This window comes from Actinoplanes sp. DH11 (genome assembly GCF_020873875.1).
Classification (GTDB): domain Bacteria; phylum Actinomycetota; class Actinomycetes; order Mycobacteriales; family Micromonosporaceae; genus Actinoplanes.
In genome coordinates this window covers 71,963-87,549 of sequence record NZ_JAHWGU010000010.1, presented here as the reverse complement: position 1 = coordinate 87,549, position 15,587 = coordinate 71,963, and the positions used below count along the sequence as shown (strand labels likewise).

Annotated in this window: 13 protein-coding genes; 3 read left to right on the top strand and 10 right to left on the bottom strand. The window is 72.8% G+C overall.

Annotation, left to right across the window (positions count from 1 at the left end):
• Window positions 1-36: 36 nt before the first annotated feature.
• From LPA41_RS16515 to LPA41_RS16500, 4 genes are read right to left on the bottom strand one after another with little or no spacing between them, the layout of a single operon-like run.
• Window positions 37-804 carry a hypothetical protein gene (locus LPA41_RS16515; RefSeq protein ID WP_229071277.1) on the bottom strand — a complete coding sequence of 256 codons (768 nt, stop codon included), beginning with the start codon at window positions 802-804 and terminating at the stop codon, window positions 37-39.
• Complete coding sequence (locus LPA41_RS16510) at window positions 791-3,340, bottom strand: FtsK/SpoIIIE domain-containing protein (RefSeq protein WP_229071562.1); 2,550 nt, start codon at window positions 3,338-3,340, stop codon at window positions 791-793. The genes LPA41_RS16515 and LPA41_RS16510 overlap by 14 nt, the downstream gene beginning before the upstream one ends.
• A 56-nt stretch (window positions 3,341-3,396) precedes the next feature.
• On the bottom strand, window positions 3,397-4,704 hold the full coding sequence (locus LPA41_RS16505; RefSeq protein ID WP_229071276.1) for a hypothetical protein: 1,308 nt from the start codon (window positions 4,702-4,704) through the stop codon (window positions 3,397-3,399).
• Between the two features lie 8 nt (window positions 4,705-4,712).
• The gene (locus LPA41_RS16500) at window positions 4,713-5,327 is read right to left on the bottom strand and encodes a DUF4126 domain-containing protein (protein WP_229071275.1); all 615 of its coding nucleotides are present in this window, start codon (window positions 5,325-5,327) and stop codon (window positions 4,713-4,715) included.
• Between the two features lie 102 nt (window positions 5,328-5,429).
• On the opposite strand from LPA41_RS16500, the gene nucS reads away from it, so the two are divergent.
• On the top strand, window positions 5,430-6,089 hold the full coding sequence (gene nucS, locus LPA41_RS16495; RefSeq protein ID WP_229071274.1) for an endonuclease NucS: 660 nt from the start codon (window positions 5,430-5,432) through the stop codon (window positions 6,087-6,089).
• Between the two features lie 62 nt (window positions 6,090-6,151).
• On the opposite strand, the gene LPA41_RS16490 is transcribed toward nucS, so the two are convergent.
• Genes LPA41_RS16490 through LPA41_RS16480 form a run of 3 tightly spaced genes read right to left on the bottom strand, consistent with a single transcriptional unit; the run spans window position 6,152 to window position 9,794 of the window.
• Complete coding sequence (locus tag LPA41_RS16490) at window positions 6,152-7,645, bottom strand: DUF6297 family protein (protein ID WP_229071273.1); 1,494 nt, start codon at window positions 7,643-7,645, stop codon at window positions 6,152-6,154.
• A complete protein-coding gene (locus tag LPA41_RS16485) occupies window positions 7,642-8,283 on the bottom strand; it encodes an ATP-binding cassette domain-containing protein (RefSeq protein ID WP_229071272.1) in 642 nt (213 codons plus the stop codon). The genes LPA41_RS16490 and LPA41_RS16485 overlap by 4 nt, the downstream gene beginning before the upstream one ends.
• 17 nt (window positions 8,284-8,300) lie before the next feature.
• Window positions 8,301-9,794 (bottom strand): aldehyde dehydrogenase family protein, encoded by a 1,494-nt coding sequence (locus LPA41_RS16480; RefSeq protein WP_229071271.1) that lies wholly within the window; start codon window positions 9,792-9,794, stop codon window positions 8,301-8,303.
• A gap of 53 nt (window positions 9,795-9,847) precedes the next feature.
• Here LPA41_RS16480 and LPA41_RS16475 point away from each other — a divergent pair, with 53 nt between their 5' ends.
• On the top strand, window positions 9,848-10,171 hold the full coding sequence (locus LPA41_RS16475) for a hypothetical protein (protein ID WP_229071270.1): 324 nt from the start codon (window positions 9,848-9,850) through the stop codon (window positions 10,169-10,171).
• 15 nt (window positions 10,172-10,186) lie between these two features.
• Window positions 10,187-11,005 (top strand): alpha/beta hydrolase, encoded by an 819-nt coding sequence (locus LPA41_RS16470; RefSeq protein WP_229071269.1) that lies wholly within the window; start codon window positions 10,187-10,189, stop codon window positions 11,003-11,005.
• Here the strand turns inward: LPA41_RS16470 and LPA41_RS16465 are convergent.
• The 3 genes from LPA41_RS16465 to LPA41_RS16455 all read right to left on the bottom strand — a co-directional run bounded on the left by LPA41_RS16465 (window position 11,002) and on the right by LPA41_RS16455 (window position 15,447).
• Window positions 11,002-12,156 (bottom strand): AI-2E family transporter, encoded by a 1,155-nt coding sequence (locus LPA41_RS16465; protein WP_229071268.1) that lies wholly within the window; start codon window positions 12,154-12,156, stop codon window positions 11,002-11,004. The genes LPA41_RS16470 and LPA41_RS16465 overlap by 4 nt on opposite strands.
• 151 nt (window positions 12,157-12,307) lie before the next feature.
• On the bottom strand, window positions 12,308-13,843 hold the full coding sequence (locus tag LPA41_RS16460) for a Laminin subunit beta-1 (protein WP_229071560.1): 1,536 nt from the start codon (window positions 13,841-13,843) through the stop codon (window positions 12,308-12,310).
• A gap of 236 nt (window positions 13,844-14,079) precedes the next feature.
• Entirely contained in the window at window positions 14,080-15,447 is a 1,368-nt protein-coding gene (locus LPA41_RS16455; protein WP_229071267.1) for a cell division protein DivIVA, read from the bottom strand.
• Window positions 15,448-15,587 lie beyond the last annotated feature (140 nt).

Genomic DNA, 15,587 nt, shown 5'->3' with positions numbered 1-15,587 from the left:
CGGCGAACGGCCGCGCCGGCCTGTCCGCGCGGCCGTTCAGCGCTGGGCGGCGAACGCCAGCGAGATCGCCGTCGCGGCCACCATGCCGCCGAGCAGGGTCAGGCCGATCCCGCCGATCTCCAGCCGGGCGTGCAGCCGCCGATGCGCGAGCCAGGCCGCGACCGGCACCCCGGTGGACGGCGCCACCAGGAATCCCAGCCATCCCATTCCGCGGATGGCCACGCCGCCCCACACGCCGGTACCCCCGAAGGTCACCAGGCCTGCGGCCACCAGTGCGGCGAGCGCCGCACACAGCGCGCCCACCAGTGGCAGCAGCGGCAGCATCCAGCGCCTCGGGTGGCGTCCCGGCCGGGCGGTGACGTCGATCCGGTCGGCGGCGCGCGCCAGCAGCACCTGCGGCGACTGCCGGCCCGGGGTCAGGACCACCGTGTCGTCCGGGCCGTTCGGTGCCGGTTCCGGCCGGCGTTGCAGGGCGACCCGCGGCATCGCCTCGATGGAGGCCGGCTCCGGCACTTCGCCGAGGGCGCGTACCCGCAGCCCGCGCGCCCGGCGCAGCTGATCCCAGAGCCGGGCCGCCTCCCGGTCCACGTCGAGCACTTGGGCGGCTGCCGCACCCGCCCAGCGGTCGGCGGTGAGCGCGTCGTGCTCGGCCCGGGCCAGTTCGCCGGCGGCCCGGGCCGCGGTGTCCTGGTAGGCCTGTTCCGCGTCGTCCAGTTCGTTGTCGCGCCGCCGGGTCACGTCGGCGAGGGCGCTCACCATCAGCTGGTAGTCGCGGCCCAGAGGTTGCCGGTCACGTGTGGTCACTGTTCACCTCGTACGGGATGATCACTTCGGGCGTGCGGTGGACCGAGCGGTCGAAGAAGAGCGCCCGCCGCGGCCGCGGGTGCCAGAGCGGGCCGCCGGGTTGCGGGTAGAGCGGGGCCAGGTCGGCGCCGGGCACGTCGAGGGCCACCCACGCGCCGATGGCGTCGAATCCGGCGCCCATCCCGCCGAGGTCGTCGCGGAGCCGGGGCACGGTGCGCCACCAGCCGAGCACGTGGATGCGCCGTTCCGGACCGTCGTCGAGCAGGGCACGCAGCGCCGGCCGGTGTACGGGTCCGGCAGCGTCAAGCGCGTACCCGATCACGTAGTGCGGCACGTCCGAACCGGGCAGGTCGAAGGTGACGTCCGCGGAGTCGTACCACCCGGCCGCCGGCAGTTCGGCGACCAGCCGGGCCGCCGCCCGTTCGGCCTCAGGCACCAGGCAGATCACGCTGAACTGGGCCGGGCCCTGCGCGGCGAGCGACAGGGCGGCCGCGGCGAGCACGTCTCCCGCCTCGTCGGTGCGGGCGCCGAGCACGGCCAGGTTCCGTCCCGGCATCCGGCCGAGCCGCAGCCGGGCCGGCTGGGCCGCCACGTCGATCCGTTCGCCGAGCACCGCGCCCGGCGACGACCCGACCGGCGCGTCCGCGGACGGCATCCGCCCGGCCGGCCGGTAGCCGGCGGGCAGCCGCGGCACCGCTGTCCCGTTGAACAGCCGCGGTTCCTCACAGCCGACGGGCCGGGACCGCCAGAGCCGGCGTTGCAGGGTCCGCCACACGGTCCGGTCGCCGGCGTCGGGCAGCCGGACGATGCGGTTGGCGCCGGACTGGCCGGAGTCGGTGTTCACCACGGCGTGGTAGCGCGGGATGACCGCGGCGCCGAGGTTGTCGTCGGCCAGGACGCGGCGGGCTTTGGGCAGCGCGATCCGCAGCGGCAGGTGGGCGAGCAGCGGGCGGTAGCCGGCCAGGTCGGTGGCGGCCAGGATCAGGTGGATGCCGTGCGAGCCGCCGCGCCGGGCCAGGTCTTCGAGCAGGTGCAGGGCTTCCTCGGCGGACGCGTCCCGGCCGGTCAGCATGGCCGGGAACTCGTCGACGACGGCCACGATCCGGGGCCAGTACCCGCCGGGGTCGGCGGTCCGGAGCCCGGCCAGGGTGTCGGCGCCGTGCCGTTTCGCGGCCTGCGACCGGGTCCGCAGTTCGTCGCCGAGGTGGCGCAGGGTGGCGAGCCCGAACTCCCGGTCGGAGTCGATGTTGATGCCGGCGAGGCGCACCTGGGGGAGCCAGCTGGGGTCGCGGGAGCCGGCGGCGTACCTGGCGAACGACATCCCGGCCGCGAAGTCCAGCAGGTAGAGGGCGAGTTCTTCGGGGCCGTACCGGGTGGCGAGCGACCCCAGCCAGACGTGCAGCAGGTTGGTCCGGCCGGAGCCGGCGGGTCCGCCGATCAGGGCGTGCGGCAGGTCGTCGCCGAGCGGCACCTCGATGAGCGTGCCGTCGGTGCCGTCCCCGATGGGCGCGGTCAGGCCGGTCAGCGACGACTCGGCCCAGAACCGGGGCGGTTCCAGGTCGCTGAGCCGGGCGGGCGCCGGCCCGGCCCGCATCCGTTCGGCGGCGCTTCGGCAGAACGCGGTGACCCGGTCGGCGGGCGGCGGCGGATCCAGTTTGATCTCCAGCCGGCCGAGCGAGTCGCAGAACGCGGCCTGGTCGTGCACCACGATCCGCTCGACGCTGGGGTGGTCCTCGAGTTCGAGGCCGCGCACCACCAGGTGCACGCCGCAGGCCACCCCGGTACGCACGATCCGGTCGAGCTGGGCCCGCTGTGCCGGCGTCATCTCGGCGGCGGTGGCCCGGTCGGCGAGCAGGACGACGAGTCGCCACGGCTCGGTACGCGGACCGGGCGTCTCGTTGATCCGGCAGATGTGCTCGACCAGGTCGTCCAGCAGGGACCCGAGCGCACCGGGCCCGACGAGTGCCGGGCTCAGCGGCGCGAACGGCGCGAGAGTGCCGCCCAGCTGTTCCGGGTCGTAGACGGTGAGCCGCACGTCGCCGGGCCGGGTGCTGCCGAGCGCGCGCAGCAGCAGGCCGGTGATCACCTGGTCGAGGACCGCGCTCGGCCCGCTCAGGTGCAGGTGGGCCGCGTCGAGCAGCGGGACCAGCCCGGGCAGGGCGGCGGTCTCGTCGAACGCGATCGTGCCGATCCGCAGCAGGCCGGGCCGGCCGCCGGGTTCGGGTTCGCTCGGCGCCCACACCCGCCACGGTGCGCCGGCCGCGCCGGTGGCGGTGACCGTGGCCAGTCCGCGCAGGTGCCCGGCGAGCCGGACGGCTTCGCTGCGGTACCGGCGCTGGATGTCGTCGCGTGTGTCCTCGCGTGCCGCCGCCAGCTGGTTGAGGCAGGTGGCGTACGCCTCCCGCACCATCCGTTTGCGGTGCTGGGCCTCGCCTCGTGCCGATTCGGCCGCGGCGAGCACCGCCCGTGCGGTGCCTCGAGCTTCGGCGAGGTCCTGCCGGACGGCGGCGACCAACGCGTTGCGGTGACTACCCACGCGCACCCCCGGAGTCCATGTTGGGGGAGTTTAGCCATATACGCCCGAATTGGGGGTCAACCGTTGCGTGTCGTCATCTCGGGCAGCGGACGGCCGCTCAGTTCGTCCCACAGCCGGCCGGCGACGATCATGGCCCCTTCCTGCTGCCATTGACGGGTGACGTCACGCGGCACGTACCGCCGGAACCAGTCCGCCGCCAGGCGCGCCTCGCGGCTCATGCCGTCCGTGCGCGGGCGTCGCGCGTACGGATCGATCCCGAGCACGCAGCAGAACTGGAGCGCGTTGTAGTGGCGCCACTCCTCGGTCGTCCCGAACGGACCCGCCGGCCGCAACGCCGACACACACTCCCGCAGCACCGCCCGCAACTCCCGGGCCCGCGCCCGCGGCTGATCCTCCCGCCCGGCCAGTCGCCGCTCCACCACCGGCAGATCCGTCAGCGGGCTCCGGGTCAGCCGGTCCAGGTCACCGAAGTCGGCGAGCGCGCGCCGGGTCAGCCGCAGAAACTCCGGCTCGCCGATGCCCTCCAGCCGCCGCCGCTCCCGGCGCCGCAACAGCGCGTCCGCGTTGGAGAAGAGGGCGGCCCGATCCGTACGCAACGGGCCCTCGTCGGTAAGCGCCACCCGGTCCAGCAGGCGGCGGATCCGGCTGCCCAGCCCCGCCGCGGCCGCCGCCACCGCCAGGATCAGGAACTGCAGGACGGCCACCACCTCGTCGCCGCGCGTCAGCAGCATGGTCGTCCCCACCGGCACCCCGGCCAGCACGGTCACCGCGATCGCGCCGGTCACCGAACGGCGCAGGTCCGGCCGCAGCCGCTCACCGGTCTCCACCGCGTGCGCCACGGCCACCAGGTAGCCGGCGGCCAGCAGGTTCACCCCGAGCGCCGGAATCGCGACAACGCTCTCCGTGACCAGCAGCAGAGCCAGCCCCGCCGCGTAGAGCCCCGCCAGAACCGTCATCGCCAGCGGCAGCCGCAGCGGCAGCACCTGCCCGCGCAGCCGCCACAGCAGCGTCAGCGCCCCGGCCAGCGGGGTCAGTGCCACCAGCCGGCCCACCGGCGGCAACGCGATCACCATGACCAGGAACAACACGCCGAGGACAAGCGCGCCTCGATCGACCGGGCGGCGCTCCGGCGGCGTCAGCGGCAGCAGCGACACCACCGCGCCCGCCCACCCCAGCGCCGGCACGCACAACCAGATCTGGGCGAGCGCGCCACCGGGCGCGACGGTCCACAGCACCACCCCGACGGCGTACGCCCAGAGCGCCGCCGATGCCCACCGCAGCACCGTCCGACGTGGATCCCGGCCGATCAGATAACAGGCCAGCCACGCGGCGAGCGTGAACGCGGGAACGGCGAGAGCGGGCACCCGAGCAGTCAAACAGAGAGTCGCCGGGTGTCGACACCCGCAGTCCGGCGCCGCTGCCGGCGCCGCCGGAACACCCAGAACCCGGCACACAGCATCACTGCCAGGCCGATCAGCACCAGGATCGGCAGCACGATCGCCAGGATCGACATCACGACGCTGCTCACGTCCTCCGCGGTGCTCGCCACCGGCGCGCCCACCCCGGCCGTCGTCGCGTTCACCACCGGCCGGCTCGCGGCCTTGACCCCGTGCACGCCGAGCGCGATCACCGCACCGGCCACGATCGGCACCCACTGGTGCGAACTGAAGAACGAGCCCGGGTCGGCCACCGTGACCGTCTCCGACGTCGAACCCGCACCGAACGCCAGACCACCCGCCGTCGGCCGCACGAACGTCTGCACCACGTCGTTGAAGTGGTCGACGACCGGCACCTTGTCGGCCACCACCTCGATCGCCAGCAGGATCGCCAGGATCGTCAGCGTCCAGCCGTTCGACAGCCAGGCCCAGCCCGCGGGCAGGTCGATCGCCGTGGTGAACCGGGCCAGCAGCCCCATGGTCAGCAGCGGGATGTAGGCATTGAGGCCGGCGGATGCCGCGAGCCCGGTGCCGGTCAATACTTCGAACACGCGTCCAGCATGGCATCAGCGCGCTCGTCGCGCCCGGCGGTGCGCCTCGCCGCCGGGTTCCCTGTCCGGCCGGGTGGTCCGGGCGTCGGCTACTGTCGTGCGGTGCGTCTGGTCATCGCGAAGTGCTCGGTCGACTACGTCGGCCGGTTGTCCGCCCACCTCCCGCCCGCCGTGCGGCTGCTGATGGTGAAGGCCGACGGCTCGGTGTCGATCCACGCCGACGACCGTGCCTACAAGCCGCTCAACTGGATGAGTCCACCCTGCAAGCTGCAGGAGTCGGAGGGCGTCTGGAAGGTGGTGAACAAGGCCGGGGAGGAACTGCGGATCACCCTGGAGGAAATCTTCCAGGACTATTCGTACGATCTCGGCGTCGACCCGGGTCTCGTCAAGGACGGTGTGGAAGCGCACCTGCAGGAGCTGCTGGCCGCCCACCCGGAGACGTTCGGTGAGGGCTGGACCCTGGTGCGCCGCGAGTTCATGACCGCGATCGGCCCGGTCGACCTGCTCTGCAAGGACGACCAGGGCGGCTCCGTCGCCGTGGAGGTCAAACGGCGCGGTGAGATCGACGGCGTCGAACAGCTGACCCGCTACCTCGAACTGATGAACCGTGACCCGCTGCTCGCCCCGGTCAAGGGCATCTTCGCGGCGCAGGAGATCAAGCCGCAGGCCCGGGTGCTGGCCACCGACCGGGGGATCCGGTGCGTCGTGGTCGACTACGACAAGCTGCGCGGCATGGAGCGCAACGAGCTGACGCTCTTCTGACCGCGCCGGCGACTCCAGCCGCGCGGGCGCGGGTCAGCGGGCGCCGCGTGCGCGGGTGACGGTCAGCGCGCGGCCAGTTCGGTCCGGGTGGGTGCTGTCGACGCGTTCAGGTAGGCGCGGGCTCCGAGCACCGCTGCCGCCGCCTGCAGCAGGACTGACGTCCACGGCAGCGACTGGCCCTGCGCGAGCGCCAGCACCATGGGCAGCCCCAGGAGCAGCAGATCGGGCCCGGCCACCGAGTTGACCAGCGGGCCGGTGGAGACCGTGCCCATCGGGGTCTCCAGGGGCAGCAGGTCGTTGCGGACGAACCCGACACGCGCGCGCCGGAGCGCTGCTGCGCCGGCCGCGGGTGCCACCGCGAGGCCGAGCGCCCACCACGGGCCGGGCGGGAGCGCGCCGGTGAGCTGGAGCAGGGCCAGAGCCAGGGTGGTCCAGGCGGCGGCGAGCGCGGTGGGCACCCAGAACCGCTGGTAGAGGGCCTGCCGGGAGCTGAGGCCGAGCAGCCGGGCGAGGACCGGGTTTCCGGCGTCGGTCTGGACGGTCGCGGTGCAGGTGCGTGCGGCGGTGAGCGCGCCGGCCAGCAGGGCGCCGGCCAGCAGCCAGCGCGGCGACGTGGTGAGCAGCAGGGGCAGGGCGGTGGCGCCGGTCAGCCAGACCAGCCGGGGCAGCCGCCGGGCGGTCAGCAGCAGGTCCTGCCCGGTGAGCAGCGGCAGCCGTGCCGGTGGTCGGGTGGAGCGGAGCCGGCGGGTGGCCCAGTAGCGGCGTTCCACCATGTCGGTGACCCAGGAAGGGTCCATGCCGAAGGCCGCGTCGAACAGGGTGCCGGCGGTCTGCGCGGATTCCAGGACGCGGTCGTTGGGTGTGCGCGCGAGTCCCCGTACCACCACGGTGAAGCCCAGCAGGACGACAAGCGCGAGGGCACCCGCGAGCAGGACCAGCGACGCGGCAGCGGGTGGGCCCGGCAGGGCCGGTGGCGTCCACCCGGCCGCATCGGCGACCAGCCCGGCCAGACCGATGGCGAGCGCCAGCGAGGCGAGGCGGTCGACCGTGGTCCCGCCGCGCCGATCGGTCTGCGCCAGCGCGGCGATCAGGAGGACGAGCAGAGCCGCCAGAGCCCCGAGGGCGACGGTCATCGGGGGCAGCGCGTCGCGGGTGCCGACCTGGCCGAGGACGGATACGGCGCCGGCCGCGCCGGTCAGAGCGGTGGCCACCGCGGCCAGGCGCAGTCCGGGCAGAAGCAGGCCACGGCGGCTGACCGGGGCGGTGAGCAGGAAGTATGTGGCAGGGCGACTCAGCGCGACCGGGCCGAGCCGGCGCAGGGCGAGCAGCAGCAGCGCGCCGTAGACCAGGGCGAGGGCCAGTCCGGCGACGCCGGAGAGGGCCGGATCGGCCGGCCAGAAGATCGCGGTGAGCTGCCGCTGGAGAACGCCGCCGATGATCGCCAGGGAGAGGGCGCCGACGTAGAGGTTGGTGAGGACGGCACCGCGTTCCCGGTGGGCGGCCTGTCGCGCGTGGATCCAGCGGCGGACCGGGCGCAGCGCGACGGTGGCGGTCACGGCGCGGCCGGGGCGAGCGCGTCCATGGTGGTCACGGTCGCGCCGGAGGCGGCCGCGAACACGTCGTCGTGGCTGGCCATCAACAGGGCGCCGCCGGTGGTGAGGTACTCGGCGAGCATCTCGGCGACGGCGGCCCTGCCGTCCGGGTCGAGGCGCTGCTCCGGCTCGTCGAGGATCAGCAGCGAGCTGGGCCGGACCAGGGCCAAGGCCAGCGTGAGGCGCTGTTTCTGACCGGAGGAGAGCGACGGCGGGATGGCGTCGGCGTGCGTGGCCAGCCCGAATCGTTCCAGGGCCTCGTCGACGACGGACGGATCCTGGCCGTGCGCCCGGCAGACCAGTTCGGCGTGTTCCCGGGCGGTGAGGCCGGGGTACCAGGTCGTCGGTTCCACGGTGGTGACCACGGCCCGCCAGAACTCGGGGGTGTCGCCGGGCTCACCCCCGAACACCCGGATCGTGCCGGCGTCCGGCTGCTGAAGGCTGCTCACGCAGCGCAGCAGGGTGGACTTGCCGATGCCGTTCTCGCCGGTCACGCAGACGCCGGCACCGGCGGGCACGACCAGGTCGACGTCCACCAGCACCGGCGTCGATCCGTAGCTGACCGAAAGACCACTGACCTCGACCGCCGGATGATCCACCACCCGGACAGCGTAGGGCCTTACGGCTTGCGTCCGTAGAGCAGCCGCAGGGCCTTGACGATCTGCGCGACCTGGGCCGGCGTCCGCTCGAACGTCATCGCGGGGAGCAGGGACTTCGCCCGCCGGACGGTGATCGCCTTGGCCCGGGCGAACTCGCGCAGCCCGTCCTCGCCGTGGATCCGGCCGAACCCGGACTCGCCGACGCCGCCGAACGGCAGGTTGCCCATCCCGACGAAGGTGAGCGTGCCGTTCACGGCGACCATGCCGGAGCGCAGGCGGCGGGCGATGCGGATGGCGTTCTTCTTGCCGAAGACGGAGCCGCCCAGCCCGTACGGCGTGTCGTTGGCCTTCGCCACCGCCTCGTCCGCGTCGCGCACCTTGGTGATCGTCAGCGTCGGCCCGAAGGTCTCCTCCCGGATCTCCGACGAAGTCTCGGGGACGTCGACCAGCACGGTCGGCGCGACGTAGGGCGCCCGCACCGACGACGCGCCGCCGAGCACGGCCCGGCCGCCCTTGGCGAGCGCGTCCTCGATGTGGTCGCGGATGATGTCGAGCTGTTTCGGCATGGTGATCGGCCCGATCTCCTCGCCGGTACGCAGCTTGCCGGCCTTCTCCACGACGGCCTCGACGAACCTGTCGTAGACGGGGGCGACCGCGTACACCCGCTCGATGCCGATGCAGGTCTGCCCGGCGTTGGTCATGGCGCCCCAGACCGCGGCCTCGGCGGCGGCCGGGACGTCCGCGTCGGCGTCCACGATCAGCGCGTCCTTGCCGCCGGCCTCGATCACCACCGGGACCAGGTTCTCCGCGCAGGCCGCCATCACCTTCTTCGCGGTGGCGGTGGAACCGGTGAACGCGACCTTGCCGACGCCGGCGCGGCAGAGCGCACCACCGACGTCACCGAAGCCGTGCACGACCTGGAGCACCGGGTGCTCCGGGACGATCTCGGCGAACGTGTCGGCCAGCCATTGACCGACGACCGGCGTGTACTCGCTGGGCTTGAGGACGATCGCGTTGCCGGCGGCCAGGGCGCCGCTGATCGGGCCGATCGGCGTGACGATCGGGTAGTTCCACGGGCCGATCACGCCGACCACGCCGAACGGCTGGTACTCCAGGTGACCGGAGTGCTCGGCGACGAGCAGCCGGGTGCGTACCCGGCGCGGACCGAGCACCCGCTTGGCGTTCCGGGCCGCCCAGTCGAGGTGTTCGACGGCGGCGGTGACCTCGATGAGGCCGTCGGTGATCGGCTTGCCGGCTTCCCGATGGGCGAGGGCGGCCAGTTCTTCGATGCGTTCCACGAGCAGGGTTCGCCAGCGCAGCAGCCGCAGCTTGCGGCCCTCGAAACCAAGGCTCTGCCACCAGGCGGAGGCCTCCCGGGCGCACTCGACGGCGGCCACGACCGCCTTCTCGTCGGCGACCGGGACACGCCCGGCCTCCTCGCCCGTAGCGGGGTTGGTGGAGATCAGCCAGCCATCTTCGATCACGGGCAGGCCGGGAACGCGAGTCGCCGTCATGTACGGGAGTGTAGGGCGATAGTTACTGAACAGTCACTACGTACTCTTGAGTGGTGAGCCCCCGCCGCAACCGTCCGCAGAAGAAAAAGGACGAGCCCCGCTACGACCGTCCCGGCATCACCGAGGACCGCGTCCAGCAGCACCAGGACGGCGAGTGGATGGTTCGCAACATCTTCGGTCAGGCGGCCGTGAAGACGTACCGGTGCCCCGGCTGCGTGCAGGAGATCCGGCCCGGCGTCGCGCACATCGTGGCCTGGCCGGCGGACGGTTACGGCGACGAGAGCGACCGGCGGCACTGGCACACCGGCTGCTGGCGGGCCCGGGACAGGCGCGGCCCGGGTGTGGAGCGGTCGCGCAACGCGCCCCGGTACGGGTGAGCGAGGATCAGGGGTATGAGCAACCACATCCGGGCCAACTCGATCCTCCCGGCGCACCGCGAGGACATCGAGCTGCACACCGCGGACGGCGTCACCCTCGTCGGTGAGCTGGCCCGCCCGCTCGACCGCGAGCCGGTGGCCACTCTCGTCTGCCTGCACCCGCTGCCCACCCACGGCGGGATGATGGACAGTCACATCTACCGCAAGGCGGCCTGGCGGCTGCCGGCTCTGGCGGGGGTCGCGGTCCTGCGGTTCAACACGCGGGGAACTTCTTCGGTGCGTGGCACGAGCGGCGGCAGCTTCTCCGCGGCGGTGGACGAGAAGTACGACGTGGCCGCCGCGATCGAGTACGCCGAGTTCGCCGACCTGCCGAACATCTGGCTGGTGGGCTGGTCGTTCGGCACCGACCTGACCCTGATGTACGGCCTGGACCCGGCGGTGAGCGGCGCGATCCTGCTCTCCCCGCCGCTGCGTTTCTCGAAGCCGGAGCACCTGGACGCCTGGGCCGCGGCCGGCAAACCGGTCACCGCGATCATCCCGGAGTTCGACGACTACCTGCGCCCGGCCGAGGCGAAGGAGCGGTTCGCCGCGATCCCGCAGTGCGAGGTGGTGCCGGTCGACGGCGGCAAGCACCTCTGGGTGGGTGACGCCGAGACCATCCTGGACGAGATCGTGCGCCGGGTCGCGCCGGACGTGCCGACCCCGCTGCCGCGGACCTGGGACGGTCCGATCGAGACGGGCGACATGAACGCGTACGCGGACCGCACGGTCGCCGCCTTCTCCGAGGTCGAGGTGCCCAAGCCGCTCCGCGACCAGCGCCCGTCCCAGGACTAGCGTTCGTCCAGGCTCGGGACCAGCACCTCCCGCATGATCAGCTGGATGGCGGCCACCATCGGGATCGCGACCAGGGCGCCGATCACACCGAAGAGACCGACCCCGACCAGGGCCGCCACCAGTGCCGCCACGTCACTGACCTTCACCGAGCGGCGCATCACGTTCGGATAGATCAGGTAGTTCTCCACCTGCTGGTAGACGATGAAGAACACGATGCAGACGACACCGTCGGTGATCGACGACGCCAGCCCGACGAGGCTGACCACCACGGCGCCGAGGGTGGCGCCGATCTGCGGGATCAGGTCACAGATCGCGACCACCACGGCGAGCGCGAAGGGGTACGCGAGACCGAGCGCCAGAGCCAGCGCGAAGGTGCTCAGCCCGGCCAGGATCGCGATCGCCAGCGCACCCACCATGTAGGCGCCGACCTTCGTCAGGATCTCGTCGGTGAGCAGCCGCACCCGGTCCCGCCGGGTCGACGGCACCAGGGAGTAACCGGTCTCCTTGATCCGCTCGAACGCGGCCATGAAGTAGATCGTCAGCACCAGCACGGTCAGGATGTTGAAGACCGTCCCGAACAGCAGGCGCGCGCCGCCGACCACGCCACCCACCGCGTTGCCGACCGTGCCCGCGTTTATCGCACCCTGCACCTTGTTGGCGATGTCGTAGCGCTGCACCAGGTCGTTCACCGTCTCGGAACGACGCAGGCTCTCGATCACGTCCGGCGCGTTGTTGACCAGTTCGGTGGTCTGCGTGACGAGCGGCGGTATCAGCGCGATGAGGCCGCCGACGAGCAGACCCACCACGCTGAGCGCCACGATCGCGACGGCCAGGCCGCGACGCAGGCCCCAGCGGCGCAACCGGTCCACGGCCGGGTTCAGCCCGATCGCCAGGAAGAGCGCGATGAAGATCAGGATGAGGATGGAGGCGGCGTTGCGGAGGCCCAGGAAGAGGGCGTACGCCAGGATGACGCCGAGTCCGAAGAGGAAGCCGAAGAGGAACGGGCTGCGCCGGTTGAGCGGGCGGCCGGGCTCACCGAACCGGCCCTCGTCATCGTCCGGGAGGTCATCGTCCGGGAGTGGCCCTCCGGCGGGTGGTTCCTCCAGGGGCTGATCGGCCGGGGGCTGATCTGCGGGTGGCTCGGACGACATGCCGAGAAGCTATCGCCGCGCGGACCGCCTCCGCCACCCGGGAACGGTGTGGCGAAGACGGCGTGCGCGGTGCTGCCCGGTGCCGGGACGCTTTCCCGGCACCCGGGCCGACTCGCCGCCGACGGTGTTGCCTGTCCCGGCGCCGGGTCGCTTATTCGGCGTCCGCGGGAACCCGGCTGGGCTGCGGGACGGTGACCTTCGCCGACGCGGTGACCTTGCCGGGCGCGGCCGGCATCGGCTGCGTGGTCTGCGGCTGCTGTGCCCCGCCCACCGGCATCGGCTGTGTGGTCTGCGGCTGTGCCCCGCCCGTCGGCATCGGCTGGGTGGCCTGGGCCGGCTTCTCCGCCGCGGCCGGCGGGACGACGGGTGCGGAGCCGGTGACGGTGGGCGCGGCGGCGGGCTTGCCGTCGGTTTCCGTGTACCCCTCCTGGTCCTCGGGCGACGCGGCCGCCGCGAGCACCGCGGCGGCGGCCAGCTCGGCCACCCGCTTCGCCTCTTTCTGCACCTGCCGGCGAACCTCGGCGGCCCGCCGCTCGGCGGCCTCGCCGGCCCGCTCCGCCTCGGCGAGGCGTTTGAGTCCTGCCTCCAGCTGCTGCTGGGTGTCGGAGAGGTTCTGCTGCACCCGCTCGGTCTCCTGCTCGGCATCCCGGGCCAGCTGCTCGGCAGCGGCCTGACGCGCCTCCGCCTCGGAGATCTTGGTGTGCGCGATCTCCAGGTCCCGGCCGGCCTGAGCGATCTTCTCCTGCTGGGCGGCGATCTCCTTGCGGACGGCGGTGGCCTGCTCGTCCGAGCGCCGGAGCACCTCTTCCGCGTACTTGTCGGCCTCGCTGCGCAGGTCGGCGCACTGCTTCTCGACGCCGGTCCGCATCTGGTTGAGCTCCTCGAGCACCGAGGCGCGGCGCGTCGCCAGCTCCTGCTCGGCGGCGGCCTTGGTCCCGGCCTGCTCCCGCTCGGCAGCGGAGCGCTTGGCGTTGATCTCCTGCTGCGCCTTCTCGCGCAGCGCCTTGAGCTCCTGCTCCGCCTGGACCCGGGTGGACTGCACGTAACCGTCCACCTCGGCCTTGGTGCGCTGGGCCTCCTGCACCGCGGTGTCGGTGAGCTTCTGCGCCTCGGTGCGGGCCCGGACCAGGACGGCCTCGGCCTCGGTCCGCATCTGCTCGGCGTTCTGCCGGGCGGCGGCCACGTGCTTCTCGGTGGCGGCACGCTTGGCCGCGTCCACCTTCTCCTCCTCGGCCCGGCGCGCGGCCAGGGCGATCTCGAAGTCCCGGATGCCGTCGTGGGCGTGCGCCTCGGCCTCGGCGCGGATCCGCTCCGCCTCGGCCAGCCGGCTCGCGATGTCGTCCGTGGCGGACGCCTTGATCGCCTCGGCCTGTTCCTCGGCCAGCGCGAGGATCTGCTCGACGCGCGGCCCGAGGTGCCGGAAGGAGACCTCACCGACCGCGCCGGACTGCCGGCGGACCTGGGTGATCTCCTGCTGGAGCCGCTCGATCTGCGCGCTCATGGCCTGTATCTGCGAATACGCCTGTTCCCGCTCGGCGGCCAGCGCGGCGATCTCGTTCTCGGCGCGAGCAACGTATCGCTCGACCTGCTTCTTCTCGTAGCCCCGCAGGGCCGTCTCGAAGCTGGGCTCGGTGGCCGAGTCTCCGTTGAGACCGAAGATTTCACCGCCGTGCGACATGCTGTCCATCCTCACATACGCATCGTCCCGAGGCGTGTGCATACACACCGGGCTGGCAGGGACTATGCGGGTAGTTGCGATTTGTCTGACCCCGGCTCGCCAGAGACCCAAGGCTACGCGGCGAAAACGAGTGAGGCCGTACCGGAGAAACTCCGATACGGCCACGTTTCGACGCGACCTCCCGGCGGGTCCACCGTCGCGTACTCACGGCGGCTCCGCAACCCGGAAGGGGCGCGGCGAAAGTCTCAGGAATTGGTCTTGGCGGTAACCGGCTCGTCGCCGGTCCCGGCCGCCTCCGCGGCGGCCTCGGACGGCTCGGCAACCTGCTCCGCAGGCTGCTCAGGGGCTCGCTGAGCGGGCGCCTCGGCCTGCTTCGGGGCCTCGGCCGGCCGCGGCGCGACGGCCTCGGCCACCGCCTTCACGGCCGCGCCACCACCCACACCTGGCACCAGGCCGGAAAGGCCGGAGAGCATCTGGCCGAGCTGGTTGGTGACCGCGTCCTTCTGCCGGGTCAGGTCCTCCACCTCGCGGCGGGCGGCCTGAGTGGTCAGCTCGGCTTCCGTGCGGGCCTCGCTGAGCAGGCGGTTGGCCTCGGCGCGGGCTTCGGTGACGGTCTTCTCGGCCAGGGCACGGGCCTTCTCGACGGCCTCGGCGGCGCTGCGCTCCGACTCGACCCGGCGGCTCTCGGCGCGCTGCTCGATCTCCTTGGCGCGGTCCTCGGCGGCGCGGGCCCGCTCCTCGGCCTCGGACACCATCTTCTGCGTGGCGGCGACCTGCGCGGCGTGCCGCTCGGACTCCTCGCGCTCCGCCTTCTCCCGCCGCTCGGCGGTCTCCAGCGCCAGCGCCTGGAGTTCCTTGTCACGCTTGTCACGGGCCTCGGCGAGCAGCTTGGTCGCCTCGGCGCGCTTCTCCTCCGCCTCACGGGCGGCCTTGGCGCGGGCCTGTGTGATCTCCCGCTCGGCGGTGGCGCGGTGCGACGCGACCTCCCGCTCGACGGTCGACTTGAGCTCGGCGACCTCGTGCGCGGTGACCGTGCGCAGCTGCTTGGTCTCGCGGTCGGCGTCGGACCGCAGCGTGTCGGCCTCGCGCCGGGCCTGCACCCGGGCCTCCGCGGCCTCGCGCTCGGCGTGCGTGCGCAGCTGCCCGGCCTCGCGCTCGGCGGTGGCCTTCATCGCGGCTGCCTCGGCGCGGGCCTTGTCGGTGATCTCACGTGCCTCGAGGCGGGCCGCGGAGAGGATGCCCTCGGACTCCCGTTTCGCCTCGTTGCGGTGATCGTTGGCCTGTTCCTCGGCGAGCCGCAGGATCTGCTCCACCCGGGTGCCCAGCCCGGAGAGCGTCGGCCGGTTGTTCTCCTCCAGCAGCTTGGTGGAGTCGGCAAGCTTCTGCTCCAGCGCGCTGAGCCGCTGCTCGGCCTGGCGCAGCCGGCGCTGAGCGTCGTTCATCCGCTGCTCGGCCTCACCACGGGCCTGCTCGGACTGGTTCAGCGCGGCGAGCAACCGGCCGATGTGACCGTCGACCTGGTGACGGTCGTAACCACGCAGCACCACGGTGAAGTCGTGCTGCGAGTTGGCGGTCTCGAAGAAGGCCAGGTTCTGATCCTGCTGCTGGGGCATTGCGCCATCCTGGCGAGAAGGGAACGGACATGCAAGAGCGGACGGGCATCCGAACCGCATCGTAGATCAGCTTTGACCTGGACCGCAGTCGGGTCCCGGGCCGAATGGACGCGGCCCGCCGGCCCACCGGTCAATCCGCT